The sequence below is a fragment of the Pantoea sp. X85 genome, from assembly GCF_029623675.1.
GTDB lineage: Bacteria > Pseudomonadota > Gammaproteobacteria > Enterobacterales > Enterobacteriaceae > Pantoea > Pantoea leporis.
Genome location: NZ_CP121108.1, coordinates 1,761,964 through 1,780,162 on the forward strand (window position 1 = coordinate 1,761,964; position 18,199 = coordinate 1,780,162).

Here is an 18,199-nt window from a genome sequence, read left to right on the forward strand (position 1 = left end):
AGCCTGATTATTTTTTGCCATCTTTAGATTTACCAACCAGCAGCCCGAACCATAGAACAATTTAATTCTGTGGCCGTATATGTGTCGCGTCTATCAGGATGGAAAAAAATGGGTACATCAGAATTACTAAAACATATATATGACATTAATCTGTCATATTTGCTTCTTGCTCAGCGTTTAATTAACCAGGAAAAAGCTTCAGCAATGTTTCGTTTAGGCATCGATGAATCGATGGCTGATGCATTGTCGCAATTAACTTTACCTGAGATGGTAAAATTAGCGGAAACCAACCAACTGGTTTGCCAGTTCCGATTTACCGATCACAACCATATTAATCGCCTGACTCAAGAGTCACGTGTGGATGACTTACAGCAAATCCACACCGGTATTTTATTATCCAGCCGTCTCCTGCGAAATGCGTCTAAAGATGACGTCTCTGCGAAGAAGAGGGCCGTTTAATGAGCGAAAAAAGTATTGTTCAGGAAGCGCGTGATATTCAGCTGGCCATGGAGCTGATTACATTGGGCGCACGACTGCAAATGCTGGAGAGTGAAACTCAGCTGAGCCGTGGTCGCCTGATTAAACTCTATAAAGAGTTGCGTGGTGCGCCACCACCGAAAGGTATGCTGCCATTCTCTACCGATTGGTTCATGACCTGGGAACAAAATATCCACTCTTCTATGTTCTGTAACGCCTGGCAGTTCTTGCTGAAAACCGGCTTGAACAGTGGCGTTGAAGCGGTAATCAAAGCTTATCGCTTGTATCTTGAGCAGTGTCCGCAATCGGACGAGGGCCCGCTGTTGGCGCTAACGCGTGCATGGACCCTGGTGCGATTCGTTGAAAGTGGCATGCTGGAACTGTCTGACTGTAAGTGCTGTGGTGGCAGCTTTATTAACCACGCTCATCAGCCCATCGGCAGCTTTGTCTGCAGCCTGTGCCAGCCGCCATCACGTGCCGTAAAAAGACGTAAACTTTCTGCAGATTCTGCCGATACCTTTCCACAACTGCTGGATGAACAGGTTAAACGCGCCGTTTAAGTTTGTTCGCATCGTGGAAAACATCCAGCAGCGGTTAATACCGCTGCTTTTTTTTTGCCTGCGATCAACGAATAACACCTGCGGCTCTCTGGCTTAACTTCCATCAACACGTTACGGACGTAAGGATTTTTTGTGCTGATAATTCTGGGTTATATCGTGGTCGTCGGCTCCGTGTTGGGCGGCTACGCGATGGTCGGCGGACATTTAGGCGCGCTTTATCAACCGGCGGAGCTGATCATTATCGGCGGTGCCGGTATTGGTGCCTTTTTAGTCGGCAATAATGGCAAATCGATTAAGAAAACATTAAAAGCGCTGCCATTGTTAATGCGCGGCTCGAAATATAACAAAGCCGTATACATGGATTTAATGGCGCTGCTTTATCGTCTGATGGCGAAATCCCGTCAGCAAGGCATGTTGTCATTAGAACGTGACATTGAAGATCCCAGCCAGAGTGAAATTTTCGCTAACTATCCGCGTATTTTGTCCGATAAACAGTTAGTCGATTTTATTACCGATTATTTGCGTTTGATGGTCAGCGGAAATATGAACGCCTTCGAAATTGAAGCGTTGATGGATGAAGAGATTGAGACCTACGAGCACGAGTGTGAAGTCCCCGCGCAAAGTATCTCGGCGGTGGGTGATGGCTTACCGGCTTTCGGTATTGTCGCGGCGGTAATGGGCGTGGTGCACGCACTGGCGTCAGCCGACCGTCCGGCGGCCGAACTGGGTGCGTTAGTGGCGCACGCGATGGTCGGTACTTTCCTCGGGATTTTGCTGGCCTACGGTTTTATCTCTCCGCTGGCATCGGTGCTGCGTCAGAAATGTGCCGAAACCACCAAGATGATGCAGTGCGTGAAGGTGACGTTGCTCTCCAGCCTCAACGGTTACGCACCGCAAATAGCGGTGGAATTTGGTCGTAAAACGCTTTACTCCGCTGAACGTCCGTCGTTCTCGGAGCTGGAAGAGCACGTGCGTAACGCCAAGAACCCGGCGAAACAAACTTCGGATGAGAATTCATGAAAGCAGGCAATCGCCCCATTGTGCTGGTTAAAAAGCGCAAACATAAAGGTCACCATGGGAGCCACGGTTCGTGGAAGATTGCCTATGCCGACTTTATGACGGCGATGATGGCGTTCTTTATGGTGATGTGGTTGCTCTCCATCTCCAGCCCCAAAGAGTTGGTCCAGATTGCGGAATACTTTAAAACGCCGCTGAAAGTGGCGTTGACCGGCGGTCAGCGCAGCAGCGACAGCGAAAGTCCGATCCCCGGCGGCGGCGATGATCCGACGCAGCAGAAGGGTGAAGTGAAGAAGATTGTCGATATGGATGCGCAGAAGAAGAAGCTGGAGGAGATCCGCCTGAATCGCCTGCGTGAAAAGCTCGACCAGCTGATTGAAGCCGATCCGCGTCTGAAAGCGCTGCGTCCGCACTTGATCATCAACATGGTCGAAGAGGGACTGCGCATTCAGATTATCGATAGCCAGAACCGCCCGATGTTTAAAACCGGCAGCGCGGACGTGGAGCCTTACATGCGCGACATCCTGCGCACTATCGCGCCGGTGCTGAATGATATTCCGAACAAAATCAGCCTCGCGGGTCACACCGATGATTTCCAGTATGCCAACGGCGATCGTGGCTACAGCAACTGGGAACTGTCGGCGGATCGTGCCAATGCCTCACGGCGCGAGCTGGTGATTGGTGGCCTCGACGGCGCCAAAATGCTGCGTGTGGTCGGTATGGCCGACACCATGAAGCTGAAAAACCGTGGTGCTAATGATGCAGTCAACCGCCGCATTAGCCTGCTGGTGTTGAATCACGACACCGAAGCGGCGATTGAAAAAGAGAATGCCGAGAGCGATGCCGTTCAGGTGAGCGACCCGGCGCAAATGATTCCCAACATTACCGCACCCGCTGTACCGGCTGCGTCGACTGCTCCAACAGGTTCCACTGCAACACCGGCTGCGCCGACTGCTGCAACGGCCCCTGCGGCAGCGGCGACGCCCACGGCGAGCGCGGTGACACCAGACCAACCCTCACAGCCGAGGTGATCCCGTGAGCATGGACATCAGCGATTTTTACCAGACGTTTTTCGATGAAGCCGATGAGCTGTTAGCGGATATGGAGCAACACCTGTTGGGACTTGATCCCCAGGAGCCCGATTCCGAGCAGTTGAATGCCATCTTCCGCGCCGCCCACTCCATCAAGGGCGGAGCCGGTACGTTTGGCTTTACGGTTTTACAGGAAACCACCCACATCCTGGAAAACATTCTGGATGGTGCGCGCCGCGGCGAGATGCAGCTCAGCACCGATATCATCAACCTGTTTTTGGAAACCAAAGATATTATGCAAGAACAGCTCGATGCCTATAAAACGGCGCAGGAGCCGAATGCAGAAAGCTTTAAATATATCTGCGAAGCGCTGCGTCAGCTGGCACTGGAAGCGAAAGGCATTGCGCCTGAAGCGCCCAAAGTCGCCGAAGTGGTTGAGATCGCAGCACCAGTTGCGGCCGCAGGTCTGCGCCTGCAACTGGTTGACCTGAAAGAGAAAGAGCCGGAGCTGATGCTGGAGGAGCTCGGCAATCTCGGTACCGTCAGCAACGTGGTGAAAGGCGCTAATTCGCTGGACGTTACCATTGATGGCGTCGGCAAAGATGACATCGTTGCGGTGCTCTGTTTTGTGCTGGATGAAGCACAGATTCACTTCCCGACAGGCGCGGCGGCCGTTGCCGACGCCCCGGTTGCTGAAGTGGCTGCTGAACCGGCGCAAACCGCCACCGTCACCGATATCACGCCAGCGGTGAAGCGCGAACCTAAACGTGCCGCCGCACCGGCAAAAGGCAGCGAATCCAGCAGCATCCGTGTTGCCGTCGAGAAAGTGGACCAGCTGATTAACCTGGTTGGCGAACTGGTGATCACCCAATCGATGCTGGCACAGCGCTCCGGTGCGCTGGATCCGGTGGCGCACGGCGACCTGCTGAACAGCATGGGTCAGCTGGAGCGTAACGCCCGCGATTTGCAGGAATCGGTGATGTCGATTCGTATGATGCCGATGGAGTACGTCTTCAGCCGCTTCCCGCGTCTGGTCCGCGATTTGGCCAGCAAGCTGGGCAAAGAAGTGGAGCTGACGCTGCTCGGCAGCTCAACCGAGCTGGATAAGAGCCTGATTGAACGCATCATCGATCCGTTAACGCACCTGGTGCGTAACAGCCTCGATCACGGTATCGAAACTCCGGAAAAACGTCTGGCTGCGAATAAAACCGCCGTTGGCAACCTGACGCTGTCGGCGGAACATCAGGGCGGCAACATCTGCATCGAAGTGATCGATGACGGTGCCGGTCTGAACCGCGAACGTATTCTGGCTAAAGCGCTGTCGTCCGGCCTGCCGGTCAGCGACAGCATGAGCGATGAAGAAGTCGGCATGCTGATCTTCGCGCCGGGCTTCTCCACCGCTGAGCAGGTCACCGATGTGTCGGGCCGTGGCGTGGGCATGGACGTGGTGAAACGGAATATTCAGGAGATGGGCGGTCACGTCGAAATCTCCTCGAAGCAGGGCAAGGGCACCACCATTCGCATCCTGCTGCCGCTGACGCTGGCGATCCTCGACGGCATGTCAGTACGCGTCGCTAACGAAGTGTTCATTCTGCCGCTCAACGCGGTAATGGAATCGCTGCAGCCAACCGCTGAAGAGCTGAAACCGCTGGCCGGTGGCGAGCGCGTGCTGGAAGTGCGTGGCGAATATCTGCCGCTGGTAGAACTGTGGAATGTGTTTGAGGTGCAGAACGCCAAAACCGACGCCACGCAAGGCATTGTGGTGATTCTGCAAAGCGCAGGCCGTCGCTATGCGCTGCTGGTCGATCAGCTGATTGGTCAGCATCAGGTGGTAGTGAAAAACCTTGAAAGCAACTATCGCAAAGTGCCGGGCATCTCTGCCGCCACCATTTTAGGCGATGGTAGCGTGGCGCTGATTGTGGATGTCTCAGCACTGCAATCGTTGAACCGTGAAAAGCGTGTGGCCGGTGCCGCAGCGTAATAGATAACGAAAGGGTAAAAAAATGACTGACATGGCAACCGTGACCAAAATCGCTGGCGAAACCGTGGGCCAGGAATTCTTAGTTTTCACACTGGGTGACGAAGAGTACGGCATCGACATTCTGAAAGTGCAGGAGATTCGCGGTTACGATCAGGTAACCCGCATCGCCAACACGCCGGAATTCATCAAAGGCGTCACCAACCTGCGCGGCGTGATCGTGCCGATCATCGACCTGCGCGTGAAGTTCTCGCAGCCGGATGTGGTGTACAACGAGAACACCGTGGTGATCGTGCTGAATCTTGAGCATCGCGTGGTGGGCATTGTGGTGGATGGCGTTTCTGATGTGCTGTCGCTGACGCAAGAGCAGATTCGTCCTTCACCGGAGTTCGCGGTCACCATGTCCACCGAGTACCTGACTGGTCTGGGTGCGCTGGGTGAACGTATGCTGATTCTGGTCGACATCGAAAAGCTGCTGAGCAGCGAAGAGATGGCGCTGGTGGATAACCTGCGTACTGCCTAATCCCCGCAACGGGCCGCGCTGCTGCGGCCCGTTATCATTACACACATTAATTAATTCCTTACAAATCAACAATAAATCCGCAAAAAATCGCTGTAATATCCCTCAATCTTCTCCGCCCCTGGTCGATAACCGATCGGTACGAATTTTTCCTTCATTTTCCAGGGCAAACTATGTTTACGAGAATTCGCGTTGTCACCAGCTTATTGCTGGTGTTGTTAGTGTTTGGCTTTTTACAGCTGGCATCCGGCTCACTGTTTTTTAAAGCGCTAAGCGATGACAAAAACAGTTTTAACGTTTCACAACTGGCGAGCAAAAACACCGCCGCCATCAACGACGCCTACATGAGCCTCAATCAGAGCCGTGTAGTGTTAACCCGCATTCAGCTGCGCATGGCAACCAGCAAACTGAACGGTACCGAAGCGGACATCGCCGGTTTGTACGGCGACAGCAAAGCCTTCCAGAAAGAGGCCGCCGATAACTACCAGCTGTTTAAAGCGACGCCGGACACGCCGGGACAGGATGCCGCGCTCAACAAACGTCTCGATCAAACCTATACCGCCTATGCCAGCGCGCTAGGCCAGTTGCAGGACGCGTTGGTCGCAAAAGATCTTGATCAGGCAGCCAAAGCGCCGGTTGCGCCAAGCCAAAACGCCTTCCTGAAAGAGTACCGCCAATGGCGTGCCGATCAGGATCGCCTGACTGCGGCGGGCGTCGAAGCCAACAGCTCAGCCTACGATCACATGATCTGGCTGTTAGGCGCGGTGCTGGCGATTGTGGTGGCGGTGATTGTGCTGTGCTGGTTTGGCATGCGCAAAATCCTCATCAAGCCGCTTAATGAGAATATCCAGCATATTCAGCACATTGCGCAGGGCGATTTGACGCAGCGCATCGCGGTCGAAGGACGCAACGAAATGAGCCAGCTGGCGGAAAGCCTGCATGAGATGCAGCAGTCGCTGGTGCGCACGGTGAGTGATGTGCGTGACGGTTCGGATGCCATCTTTACCGGAGCGAGCGAAATCTCCGCGGGCAACAACGATCTCTCGGCACGTACCGAAGAGCAGGCGGCTTCCCTGGAGCAGACCGCCGCCAGCATGGAACAGCTGACCGCCACCGTGAAGCAGAACGCCGAAAACGCGCGTCAGGCGTCGCAGCTGGCGTTGAGTGCTTCCGAAACCGCGCAAAAGGGCGGTGACGTGGTGCAAGGCGTGGTGCGCACCATGAGCGACATCGCCGGCAGTTCGAAGAAGATCGCCGACATCACCAGCGTTATCGATGGCATTGCCTTCCAGACCAATATTCTGGCGTTGAACGCGGCGGTAGAAGCGGCGCGCGCCGGTGAGCAAGGCCGTGGCTTTGCGGTGGTCGCGGGTGAAGTCCGTAATCTGGCCCAGCGCAGCGCGCAGGCGGCGAAAGAGATTAAAGGGTTGATTGAAGACTCCGTCAGCCGCGTGAACAGCGGATCTGAACTGGTGGGCACCGCCGGTGAGACCATGAGCGATATCGTTAATGCGGTAACGCGCGTCACCGACATCATGGGCGAAATTGCCTCGGCATCGGATGAGCAGAGCCGTGGTATCGATCAGGTCGGCCAGGCGGTGACGGAGATGGATCGCGTGACGCAGCAGAACGCCTCGCTGGTGGAAGAGTCTGCCGCGGCGGCGGCCTCGCTGGAAGAGCAGGCGAGTCGCCTGAGCCAGTCGGTGGCGGTGTTCCGCGTACCGCGCGCGGCGCAAACGCAGCCGCAGGCCAGAAGCGGCGTGCGTCATCCGCAGATCGCACCCCCCACGCTCGGCACACCGCGTAAAGCGCTGACCGCCGCGGCTGGGGACAGCAACTGGGAAACGTTTTAAGTTTCGGAGTGGTCGGTCCCTCACCCCGGCCCTCTCCCGCACGCGGGAGAGGGAGACGCTGCCCCATGCAGGCTCGATCGGTTCCCTCTCCCACTTGTGGGAGAGGGTTAGGGTGAGGGACAACCCGCACCACCCAATGCGCCTTTATCGCTCACCCGATAAAGGCGCATTTTTTTTACTGTTAATTTCTTTAGTTATAAAACACTGCAATCATGCTTAAACGCAGAGTTTTAATTCGTAAAGTAGCTTAAGCACCCTGAAAAATTCAGATTGCCGGTCGATAACTGGGGGAGCCGAAACGCATCCCTGGAGATCCCATGTTAAAACGAATCAATGTAGTGACCAGTTTAATCGCCGTATTACTGGTGTTTGGCGCTTTACAATTACTGTCGGGTGGCTTGTTCTGGTCCGCCTTACAAAAAGATAAAGAGGCGTTTGCGGTAGCGCAGATCTCTTCCAACAACGTTGGCGCGATGTCAGACGCCTGGATTGAACTGAACCAAACCCGCACCGTGCTCAACCGCGCCATGTTGCGTATGCAGGGCACCATGGCCGCGCAGTCGAATGGCGGCCAGCTGAGTGCCTTAATCGCCCAGACCGAAAAACAGCTCAACGTGGCTGCCGGCCACTATCAACGCTACTACGACTTGCCAGCCACGCCGGGCTTGCCAGACGCGCTGCGCGATAAGCTGGAAGCGAACTACGCCGCTTTCAACGACGGGTTGAAAGCGATGCTGGATCGCCTGAAAGCCAACGATCTGCAAGGCATGTTTGCGCAGAATATCGAAGCTAAACAGGTCGCGATGAAAGCCACTTACGAAGAGTGGCGCACTGAGCAAAGCACATTGGCGGCAGAAGGCGTGGCGCAGAATCAGCGCGCCTTCCACACCATGATGTGGCTGCTGGCGTCGGTGGCGCTGGTGGTGATTGCGGTGATCGTTGGCTGCTGGTTCGGCCTGCGTAGCGTGCTGATTCAGCCGCTGCACCAGCTGCTGGCGCATATTCGCCATATTGCTGCGGGCGATCTCACGCAAAATATCGTGGTAGAAGGGCGCAACGAAATGAGCCAGCTGGCGGGAAGCCTGCATGAAATGCAGCAGTCGCTGGTCAGCACCGTGGGCAATGTACGTGACGGTTCCGATGCGATTTTCACCGGCGCCAGCGAAATCGCCGCCGGGAATAACGATCTGTCGGCGCGTACCGAAGAGCAGGCCGCCTCGCTGGAGCAGACAGCGGCCAGCATGGAGCAGCTCACCGCGACGGTGAAACAGAACGCCGAGAATGCGCGTCAGGCGTCGCAGCTGGCACTCAGCGCGTCCGATACCGCACGCAAAGGTGGCGAGGTGGTCGATGGCGTGGTGCGTACCATGCAGGATATCGCCGGCAGCTCGAAGAAGATCGCCGACATTATCAGCGTGATCGATGGCATCGCCTTCCAGACCAATATCCTGGCGCTGAACGCGGCGGTAGAAGCAGCACGCGCCGGTGAACAGGGCCGTGGTTTTGCTGTAGTGGCTGGTGAAGTGCGCAACCTGGCGCAGCGCAGTGCGCAGGCGGCGAAAGAGATCAAAGGCTTGATCGAAGATTCGGTGAACCGCGTCAACAACGGCTCGCAACTGGTCGGCACCGCCGGAGAAACCATGAACGATATCGTCGGCGCCGTCACGCGCGTCACCGATATTATGGGCGAAATCGCCTCGGCATCGGATGAGCAGAGCCGTGGTATCGATCAGGTGGGACAAGCGGTTACCGAGATGGACCGCGTCACCCAGCAGAACGCCTCGCTGGTGGAAGAGTCCGCCGCCGCCGCCGCATCACTGGAAGAGCAGGCGAGCCGCCTGAGCCAGTCGGTATCGGTGTTCCGCATTCCGCGCGCCGCACAGGCGCAACCAAAGGCGAGCACGGTGCGCCAGATCGCCAGCGCACCGCGCAAAGCGGCTGCCGCGCCGGTGAGTGAGGGTAACTGGGAGACGTTTTAAGTTTTGAGTTGTTTGCCCCTCACCCTAACCCTCTCCCACAAGTGGGAGAGGGAACCGATCGAGCCTGCATGTGGCAGCGTCTCCCTCTCCCGCCTGCGGGAGAGGGCCGGGGTGAGGGACAGCGAGCACCCATCAACCCCCCGCTGGTCCAACCCCTGCGAACACACATAAAGATCCCCTCAGAAAAGCCGATAACAGAGGCGATCCGCCAACCAATGAGGTGTTTATGTTTAGTCGTATTCGTGTTGTATCCGGTCTGCTGTGCGTGCTGGCGCTGTTTGCCTTACTGCAGCTGTTCTCCGGTGGAGTGTTCTACTCCACGGTCAAAGCCGATAAAGAAAATTTTGCCTATAACCAGCGTCTTAGCACGCTGCAGCGGGCAATGGGCACCTCATGGGTATCGCTGGTTCAGGCGCGTAACACGCTGAACCGTGCGGGGATCCGTTACCTGCTGGACAGTCAGCAGGCTGGCTCAGGCGCAACCGTGAAAGATCTGGTGGCGCTGGCGAGTGAGGAGTTGAAGCACGCTGATGAGGGTTTTGCCGAATTTAACGCCAACCTGTCTGAAAAGGGCAAAAAGGCCGAGAACGTGCTGACGTTACAGGCCAACTACAACGCCTATCGCGGAGCATTGGGTGAGTTGATCGATTTCCTCAGTAGTGGAAATTTCAAAGGATTTGTCGATCAGCCGACGCAGGGATTCCAGGACAAGTTTGCTAAGGATTACAACGAATGGTTGAGCTACAACATTGTGCTCGCCAATCAGGGCATTGCAGCCAATGAGGCGGCGTACAACCAATCCATCATGCTGGTGGTCGGCACGCTGCTGGTGACCTTGCTGGTGATTGCGCTGGTGTGGAGCGGCATGCGTACGGTGCTGATCCGTCCGCTAAAGCACAGCATCGAGCACATTCGTCACATCGCGCGTGGCGATTTGACGCAGCAGGTGGAGATCACGGTGCGCAACGAGATGGGCGAGCTGCTCACCTCGGTGCAAGAGATGCAGCAAGAGCTGGCGCGGACGGTGCGTACCGTGCGTGACGGTTCCGATGCGATCTACACCGGTGCGAGTGAAATCGCCATGGGCAACAACGATCTCTCCTCGCGTACCGAGCAGCAAGCGGCTTCGCTGGAAGAGACCGCTGCCAGCATGGAGCAGTTAACCGCCACCGTGAAGCAGAACGCCGAAAATGCCCGTCAGGCGTCACAGCTGGCGCTCACCGCCTCGGAGACCGCGCAGCAGGGCGGCAAAGTGGTGGATGGCGTGGTGACTACCATGAAAGAGATCACCGGCAGTTCGAAGAAAATCGCTGACATCATTAGCGTGATCGATGGCATTGCCTTCCAGACCAATATCCTCGCACTGAACGCTGCGGTAGAAGCAGCACGCGCCGGTGAGCAGGGACGTGGATTTGCCGTGGTAGCGGGCGAGGTGCGCAGTCTGGCACAGCGCAGCGCGCAGGCGGCGAAAGAAATTAAAGGATTGATCGAGGATTCGGTCAGCCGCGTCAACACCGGTTCCGTGCTGGTGGAGAGCGCCGGGGAAACCATGACCAACATCGTGAATGCGGTCACGCGCGTCACCGACATCATGGGCGAAATCGCCTCGGCGTCGGACGAGCAGAGCCGTGGTATCGATCAGGTCGGTCTGGCGGTGAACGAGATGGATCGCGTGACGCAGCAGAACGCCGCGCTGGTCGAAGAGTCGGCAACGGCGGCGGCCGCGCTGGAAGATCAGGCCAGCCGACTGAAACAGTCGGTTGCGGTGTTCAATATCGGTAAAGAATTTGTCGTTCAGGCCGTTAACGTATCTACAGCGGCAAAAAATTTGCGTTCCGGCACGCCAAAAGCACTGGCACCGGCAGGCGCACGTAGCACTGACGATAACTGGGAAACCTTTTAATCCTTGTGGCCGCCGCAAGGCGGCCCATGAGAATGGCGCGACTGGCAGCACAGTAGCAACCGCAGTATCACAATTTAAACAGTTTGTTGCCGGGTGACCTGAAATGAAGAAATCGACGTTATTGGATCAAAGTGAAGCGACCACGCTGCTCTCGCAAATGGTGCAGCGGTTACCGCTCTCAGATACGCATTTTCGTCGCATTAGCCAGCTGATCTATCAGCGTGCGGGCATTGTGCTGGCCGACCACAAACGCGAGATGGTTTACAACCGTTTAGTGCGTCGTCTGCGCATGCTGAATATTGATGACTTTGGCCGCTATCTGGCGCTGCTGGAGCAAGACCAAAACAGTGCGGAGTGGCAGGCGTTTATCAACGCACTCACGACCAACCTGACCTCTTTCTTCCGCGAGGCGCATCACTTCCCGATCCTCGCGGATCATGCGCGTAAGCGCACGGGTAACTACAGCGTGTGGAGCACCGCCGCCTCAACCGGCGAAGAGCCGTACTCCATCGCCATGACGCTGGCGGAAACGCTGGGCACCGGTCCGGGTAAATTCCAGGTCCACGCCAGCGATATCGATACCCAGGTGCTCGAGAAAGCCGTGGCCGGCGTGTATCGCCAGGAAGAGCTACGTACGCTTTCGCAGTCGCAGCTGCAGCGCTTTTTCCTGCGCGGCACCGGTCCGCATGAAGGCATGGTGCGCGTGCGTTCCGACCTCGCCAACATGGTGAACTATACGCAACTGAATTTACTGGCACACGACTGGGCGTTGCCGGGTCCGTTCGACGCAATTTTCTGTCGCAACGTGATGATCTATTTCGATAAAGAGACGCAGGAACAGATTCTGCGCCGTTTCGTGCCTCTGCTGAAACCCGGCGGTCTGCTGTTTGCCGGGCATTCAGAGAACTTTAGTCAGATCAGCAAAGAGTTCTGGCTGCGTGGACAGACAGTCTATGGACTGAGCAAGGAAAGACGATGAGCAAAATCACCGTGATGTGCGTGGATGACTCTGCGCTGATGCGACAGTTGATGACCGAAATCATCAACAGCCATCCCGATATGGAGATGGTCGCGAGTGCGCCCGATCCGCTGGTGGCGCGGGATTTAATCAAACAGTACAACCCGCAGGTATTGACGCTGGATGTGGAGATGCCGCGCATGGATGGCCTCGATTTCCTCGAGAAGCTGATGCGCCTGCGTCCGATGCCGGTGGTGATGGTCTCCTCGCTGACCGGTAAAGGTTCAGAAGTGACGCTGCGCGCGCTGGAGTTGGGTGCGGTGGATTTTGTCACCAAGCCACAGCTCGGCATCCGCGAAGGCATGCTGGCGTATAGCCAGATGATTGCTGACAAGATCCGCGCCGCCGCGCGCGCCAAGCTGCATGTGCGTGCCTCCACGCCAATGCCGGTCACGTTGAAAGCCGGCCCGTTGCTGAGCAGTGAAAAGCTGATCGCCATCGGCTCTTCCACCGGCGGCACCGAGGCGATTCGCCATGTGCTGCAGCCGCTGCCGGCGACCAGCCCGGCGCTGCTGATTACCCAGCATATGCCGCCAGGCTTTACGCGTTCCTTTGCCGAGCGTTTGAATAAATTGTGCCAAATCACCGTGAAAGAAGCGGAAGACGGCGAGCGTATTCTGCCCGGCCACGCCTATATCGCGCCGGGCGCCATGCACATGGAGCTGGGCCGAAGCGGGGCCAACTATGTGGTGAAACTGAATGATGGTCCGCCAGTGAACCGACACAAGCCATCGGTGGATGTGCTGTTCCGTTCGGTGGCGGTGCACGCAGGACGAAATGCGGTGGGTGTGATTCTGACCGGGATGGGTAACGACGGCGCGGCCGGGATGCTGGAAATGCATCGCGCGGGCGCCTGGACCATCGCGCAGGATGAAGCCAGCTGCGTGGTATTTGGTATGCCGCGCGAAGCGATTGCGATGGGCGGCACCAGTGAAGTGGTCGATTTAGGCCACATCAGTCAGCACATGCTGGCGAAAATTAGCGCCGGACAGGCATTGCGAATTTAACGAGCCCGTCCTGCTGGACGAGACAACACGGGAGTAGATATGGCTGATAAAAATATGCGCTTTTTGGTGGTGGATGACTTCAATACGATGCGTCGTATTGTCCGTAACCTGCTGAAAGAGCTTGGATTCAATAACGTTGAAGAAGCAGAAGATGGCGTCGATGCGCTGACCAAACTGCGTGCCGGTGGCTTTGATTTCGTGGTTTCCGACTGGAACATGCCGAACATGGACGGTCTGGAGCTGCTGCAAACCATCCGTGCTGACGCCACGCTGAACAAACTGCCGGTGCTGATGGTGACCGCGGAAGCGAAGAAAGAGAATATCATCGCGGCCGCGCAGGCGGGCGCCAGCGGCTACGTGGTGAAGCCGTTCACGGCGGCCACGCTGGAAGAGAAGTTAGGCAAAATATTCGAAAAACTGGGTATGTAAGGAGATGTGATGAGCGACCTTCCGAAATCAACCGAAGAAGCCTCGGCACACGACATTATTACCCGCATCGGCTCACTAACGCGCATGTTGCGTGACAGTTTGCGTGAGCTGGGGTTAGACCAGGCAATTGCTGAAGCGGCGGAAGCGATTCCTGATGCGCGCGATCGTCTGGATTATGTTGTGCAAATGACGGCGCAAGCGGCAGAACGTGCGTTGAACTGCGTTGAAGCAGCGCAGCCACACCAGGACCAAATGGAAGCCGGCGCCAACCAGCTGAAAGGCCGTTGGGATGCGTGGTTTGAAAATCCGATTGAACTGACAGATGCGCGCGAGTTGGTTTCGGATACGCGCCAGTTCCTGACTGACGTTCCGGGACACACGTCGTACACCAATAAGCAGTTGCTCGAAATCATGATGGCACAGGATTTCCAGGACCTGACCGGTCAGGTGATCAAGCGCATGATGGATGTGATCCAGGAGATCGAGCGTCAGCTGTTGATGGTGCTACTGGAGAATATGCCAGAAGCCAACGCCGCGGCGCGTAAAGAGGGCAACAGCCTGCTGAACGGTCCGCAGATCCACGCCAATGCACCCGGCGTGGTGGCGAACCAGGATCAGGTTGATGACCTGCTGGATAGCTTAGGGTTTTAAACACGTTTGCCCTCACCCTAACCCTCTCCCACAGGTGGGAGAGGGAACCGTTCGGGCCTGCATATGGCAGCGTCTCCCTCGCCCGCTTGCGGGAGAGGGCCGGGTGAGGGACAGCGCGCACCGCACCTTACACCGCGCGCTTCTGCGCCAACGCCGACTGCGCCACCAACACCTGCACGCCTAACGCCTCAAACGCCGCGACCTGCGCCGGCGAAATGCCGCTATCGGTAATCAGATAGTGAATATGGCTCCAGTCGCACGGCAGCGCGAACATCGACACCTTATCGATCTTGCTGGAATCCGCCACCACATACACGCTGTTGGCTGACTTGATCATCGCCATTTTCACCTTGATATCGGTCTCGCTGGGAAAGCTCAAACCGAGACGCGGTGAGATACAGGCCGTGGCAAGAAACAGCTTCTCCGCCAGCACGTTTTCGAAAAACGAGGCGGCTTTCTCACCTGAAGTCGAAAGCGTCGGGAACTTAAAAGTGCCGCCGGTCAGCAAAATATTGATACCCGGCTCGCCGCCCAGCTTCAGCGCGATATTCACCGCCGTGGTAATTACCGATAAACGACGAATATGGCTGATCGCCTCGGCAATCGCCGTGGTGGTGGTACCGGAATCGAAAATCACCGTGTCGCCATTTTCCACATGCTGAGCGGCAAGGCGGCCAATCGCCTGTTTTTCTTCCAGATGTGTTTGACGCTCCAGCAACATCGCGCCGGTATTCTGCTTGCCGGTCATCAGCGTGGCGCCGCCGTGATAACGCTGTACGTGCCCCTCTTGCTGCAACATGCGCAAGTCGGTGCGAATGGTGGCTTCGGTCAGGCCGAAGGTATCGGTTAGCGCTTTAACCGTGACGGTACCGTCTTCGCGGATCATCTCCAGAATCTTCTCACGGCGCTGCTGCATATCTGCCAGCTGCTCAGTTTTGCTTTTCAATCGAAATGCTCCCTCTTTCCAATCACGGTCGGGTTTCGCCAATAAGGAAACCCGAGCTGATTTTACTCTGCGATTTGGCCATTTGCGAGGTAGCTTCCAGAAACATTCATTTTCGAATGAAAATCATCATTTGCTATGCGATTGATTTCGCAGAAAGCCGTCAGCAGCTCGCTCCATGTCCTGAACGCGGGGAATTTTGCAAATTCAACAAAATCATGAAGATAATTTTTATTGCTGCAATTTGTATGAAATTTGATCTCCTCCACAAACCATTATTAATCGATAGCTTATATTTTTGTTCGAAAATGATATTTGTAAAAAACGATAACCCGGCCAGCAATAACCAGCGCCGCCGTACACCATTATGGAGAGAGACGATGAGTGGGGAATATGACGTTAACCTGCGCTACGGCGTGAACATTGAGCAGGATTTAACCGGCAAAGTGGCGGTAGTCACCGGCGGGCTGGGCGGGATTGCGATGGCCAGTAACGCCATGCTGCTGGAGAAGGGCGCACGGCTGGCGCTGCTCTATCCGCCCTTCGAAAGCGACAAAGTGGCGGGCGTGCAGGATCAATTTGCTGCCGATCGCGTGCTGCTGGTGTGCTGCGACGTGACCGATCCGGCCTCGGTTGAAGCGGCATTTGATCGCGTCGAACAGCATTACGGTCAGATTGATATCCTGGTGAACTGCGCGGGCTACGTGATGTTGCAACCGGTGTTAGAAACCGATTTTGCCGAGTGGCAGAAGCAGATCGACGTCAATCTCACCGGTCCTTTCCTCTGCTCGCAGGAGGCCGGTAAACGCATGGTGCGCGCCGGTAACGGCGGCAAAATCATCAACATTGCGTCGCAGGCCGCCTCCATCGCTATCGACAACCACGTTGCTTACACCTCCGCCAAAGCCGGTCTGCTCGGCATGACCAAAGTGATGGCCAAAGAGTTCGCTCCCTATCGCATTAACGTCAATACCTTATCGCCCACCGTGGTGCTGACGCCGATGGGTGAAAAAGCCTGGCGCGGTGAGAAGGGCGAGCAGATGAAAAAGCTGATCCCGCTGGGACGCTTTGCCTATACCGACGAAATCGCCGCCGCGGTGCTGTTCTTCGCTAGCAACGGCAGCGACATGATCACCGGCGCAGATTTGATGATCGACGGTGGCTTTACCATCTGGTAAGCCGCGCCAACACCAGAACGGCTGACCCTGCGTGACCCACTATAACAATGAGAGAACCTCACCATGAAAAAACGTACCCTGCTGTTAACTGCTATTGCCAGTTGCCTGATCTCACAAGCCAGTTTCGCTGCCGATAAAGGCACCATCATGATTCTGGTGAACTCGCTGGATAACCCGTATTACGCCTCCGAAGCCAAAGGTGCCAACCTCAAAGCGCAGGAGCTGGGCTATAAAACCAGCGTGCTGTCGCATGGCGAAGATGTGAAAAAGCAAAGTGAACTGATTGATGCCGCCATCGGCAAAAAGGTGCAGGGCATCGTGCTGGATAACGCCGACTCCACCGCCAGCGTCGCCGCGATTAAAAAAGCCAAAGATGCCGGCATTCCGGTGGTGCTGATCAACCGCGAAATCCCGGTGGATGACGTGGCGCTGGCGCAGATCACCCACAACAACTTCCAGGCCGGCTCCGACGTGGCAAACGTGTTTGTGGAGAAGATGGGGGAAAAGGGCAGCTACGCGGAACTCACCTGTAACCTCGCCGACAACAACTGCGTCACACGCTCCAAATCCTTCCATCAGGTGCTTGACCAATATTCCGATATGAAAAGCGTGGCGCGTCAGGATGCCAAAGGCACGCTGATTGACGGCAAACGTATCATGGACAGCATTCTGCAGGCGCATCCGGATGTAAAAGGCGTGATCTGCGGTAACGGCCCCGTGGCGCTGGGCGCGATTGCGGCATTGAAAGCCGCAGGCCGTAACGACGTCATCGTGGTCGGCATTGACGGCAGCAATGATGAACGTGACGCGGTGGAAAAAGGGGATCTGAAAGCCACGGTGATGCTGCAGGCGCAAGCCATCGCCGCGCAGGGCGTGACCGACCTCGACAACTTTATTCAGAAAGGCACCAAGCCTGAGAAGCAGCGCGTGATGTTCCGCGGCATTCTCATTACGCCAGACAACGCCAAAGGCGTGCAGGACTTTAACTTCAAGTCGTAATCAATGCGGTGCGCCCGTAGATCGGGCGCCCAGGAGAATGTGATGCACAGACGACTCTGGTTACTGCTTCCTGTCGTGATCCTTAGCGGTTGCCGCATTGTGTCGCAGCAGGAGCTGGCCGACCTGAAAAATCCTCCCAATCCCAAAATGGGCAATATTGCCCAAACGTGGCAACAGAAGCTGGTACCGCAAATTCAACATGATGCGAAGCCGGTGGCCGAGTTATTGAATGCGCTGAAATCCGCCAAAGATTTTGATAGCGCTTGTAAAACCTACGGCTATCGCAGTCAGGATGAGAACCCGTGCGTGTTCAGTGTCAACGTGAGCGGTGAAATCACGGCGGTTAACACCACGTCGCGTAACGGTCGGATGACAGTGAAAGATGTGTCCGGTGACACTGTCACGGTGCAGGTTGGCCCGATTTTTCCCGGCACGGTGTTGCGCGATGCCTACAAAGGTGCCAGCTATCAGGACTTTAACGATCAGGTGCTGTTCGGCGATTACAGTCGCGCGATCAATCAGCAAGCGGCGAACATGATGAGTGCTTTCAAGCCCAAAGTGGGTGACAAAGTGCAGCTGGCTGGCGTGTTTAGCAGCTTTGATACGCCGGAACAGGTGCCGAATGTGACGCCTGCGGCGATTACACGTCAGTAAGG

General features: G+C 56.1%; 17 protein-coding genes. 16 read left to right on the forward strand and 1 reads right to left on the reverse strand.

Going from position 1 to position 18,199, the window contains the following annotated elements; all coding sequences use genetic code 11:
• Positions 1-108: 108 nt before the first annotated feature.
• The 13 genes from flhD to cheZ all read left to right on the forward strand — a co-directional run bounded on the left by flhD (position 109) and on the right by cheZ (position 14,423).
• A complete protein-coding gene (gene flhD, locus P6287_RS08220) occupies positions 109-459 on the forward strand; it encodes a flagellar transcriptional regulator FlhD (RefSeq protein WP_008102850.1) in 351 nt (116 codons plus the stop codon).
• On the forward strand, positions 459-1,037 hold the full coding sequence (gene flhC, locus P6287_RS08225; RefSeq protein ID WP_101760736.1) for a flagellar transcriptional regulator FlhC: 579 nt from the start codon (positions 459-461) through the stop codon (positions 1,035-1,037). The genes flhD and flhC overlap by 1 nt, the downstream gene beginning before the upstream one ends.
• Positions 1,038-1,169: 132 nt before the next feature.
• A complete protein-coding gene (gene motA, locus P6287_RS08230) occupies positions 1,170-2,057 on the forward strand; it encodes a flagellar motor stator protein MotA (RefSeq protein ID WP_007891047.1) in 888 nt (295 codons plus the stop codon).
• Positions 2,054-3,085, forward strand: coding sequence for a flagellar motor protein MotB (gene motB / locus P6287_RS08235; RefSeq protein WP_101760735.1), 1,032 nt, complete (start codon positions 2,054-2,056; stop codon positions 3,083-3,085). Before motA ends, motB begins: the two co-directional genes overlap by 4 nt.
• Before the next feature lie 10 nt (positions 3,086-3,095).
• Positions 3,096-5,066 (forward strand): chemotaxis protein CheA, encoded by a 1,971-nt coding sequence (gene cheA, locus P6287_RS08240; protein WP_217546858.1) that lies wholly within the window; start codon positions 3,096-3,098, stop codon positions 5,064-5,066.
• Between the two features lie 22 nt (positions 5,067-5,088).
• Positions 5,089-5,586 carry a chemotaxis protein CheW gene (cheW, locus tag P6287_RS08245; RefSeq protein WP_008102858.1) on the forward strand — a complete coding sequence of 166 codons (498 nt, stop codon included), beginning with the start codon at positions 5,089-5,091 and terminating at the stop codon, positions 5,584-5,586.
• 170 nt (positions 5,587-5,756) lie between these two features.
• Complete coding sequence (locus P6287_RS08250) at positions 5,757-7,436, forward strand: methyl-accepting chemotaxis protein (protein WP_277974771.1); 1,680 nt, start codon at positions 5,757-5,759, stop codon at positions 7,434-7,436.
• A gap of 317 nt (positions 7,437-7,753) precedes the next feature.
• Positions 7,754-9,415, forward strand: coding sequence for a methyl-accepting chemotaxis protein (locus P6287_RS08255; protein ID WP_192233601.1), 1,662 nt, complete (start codon positions 7,754-7,756; stop codon positions 9,413-9,415).
• 226 nt (positions 9,416-9,641) lie between these two features.
• Positions 9,642-11,318, forward strand: a complete 1,677-nt coding sequence (locus P6287_RS08260) for a methyl-accepting chemotaxis protein (protein WP_137385648.1) — start codon at positions 9,642-9,644, stop codon at positions 11,316-11,318.
• Positions 11,319-11,421: 103 nt separating this feature from the next.
• Entirely contained in the window at positions 11,422-12,297 is an 876-nt protein-coding gene (cheR, locus tag P6287_RS08265; protein ID WP_101764604.1) for a protein-glutamate O-methyltransferase CheR, read from the forward strand.
• On the forward strand, positions 12,294-13,343 hold the full coding sequence (locus P6287_RS08270) for a chemotaxis response regulator protein-glutamate methylesterase (RefSeq protein ID WP_008102868.1): 1,050 nt from the start codon (positions 12,294-12,296) through the stop codon (positions 13,341-13,343). Before cheR ends, P6287_RS08270 begins: the two co-directional genes overlap by 4 nt.
• A 39-nt stretch (positions 13,344-13,382) precedes the next feature.
• The gene (gene cheY / locus P6287_RS08275; RefSeq protein ID WP_008102871.1) at positions 13,383-13,772 is read left to right on the forward strand and encodes a chemotaxis response regulator CheY; all 390 of its coding nucleotides are present in this window, start codon (positions 13,383-13,385) and stop codon (positions 13,770-13,772) included.
• A gap of 9 nt (positions 13,773-13,781) precedes the next feature.
• Positions 13,782-14,423, forward strand: coding sequence for a protein phosphatase CheZ (gene cheZ, locus P6287_RS08280; protein WP_101764603.1), 642 nt, complete (start codon positions 13,782-13,784; stop codon positions 14,421-14,423).
• Between the two features lie 127 nt (positions 14,424-14,550).
• Here the strand turns inward: cheZ and P6287_RS08285 are convergent, their stop codons facing one another.
• Entirely contained in the window at positions 14,551-15,369 is an 819-nt protein-coding gene (locus P6287_RS08285) for a DeoR/GlpR family DNA-binding transcription regulator (protein WP_277974772.1), read from the reverse strand.
• Between the two features lie 377 nt (positions 15,370-15,746).
• Here P6287_RS08285 and P6287_RS08290 point away from each other — a divergent pair, with 377 nt between their 5' ends.
• From P6287_RS08290 to P6287_RS08300, 3 genes are all read left to right on the forward strand, one after another.
• Complete coding sequence (locus P6287_RS08290) at positions 15,747-16,544, forward strand: GolD/DthD family dehydrogenase (RefSeq protein WP_192413554.1); 798 nt, start codon at positions 15,747-15,749, stop codon at positions 16,542-16,544.
• Positions 16,545-16,607: 63 nt separating this feature from the next.
• Complete coding sequence (locus tag P6287_RS08295; protein WP_101764600.1) at positions 16,608-17,543, forward strand: D-ribose ABC transporter substrate-binding protein; 936 nt, start codon at positions 16,608-16,610, stop codon at positions 17,541-17,543.
• A 42-nt stretch (positions 17,544-17,585) separates the two neighbouring features.
• On the forward strand, positions 17,586-18,197 hold the full coding sequence (locus P6287_RS08300) for a DUF2291 domain-containing protein (RefSeq protein ID WP_277974773.1): 612 nt from the start codon (positions 17,586-17,588) through the stop codon (positions 18,195-18,197).
• Positions 18,198-18,199: the final 2 nt, after the last annotated feature.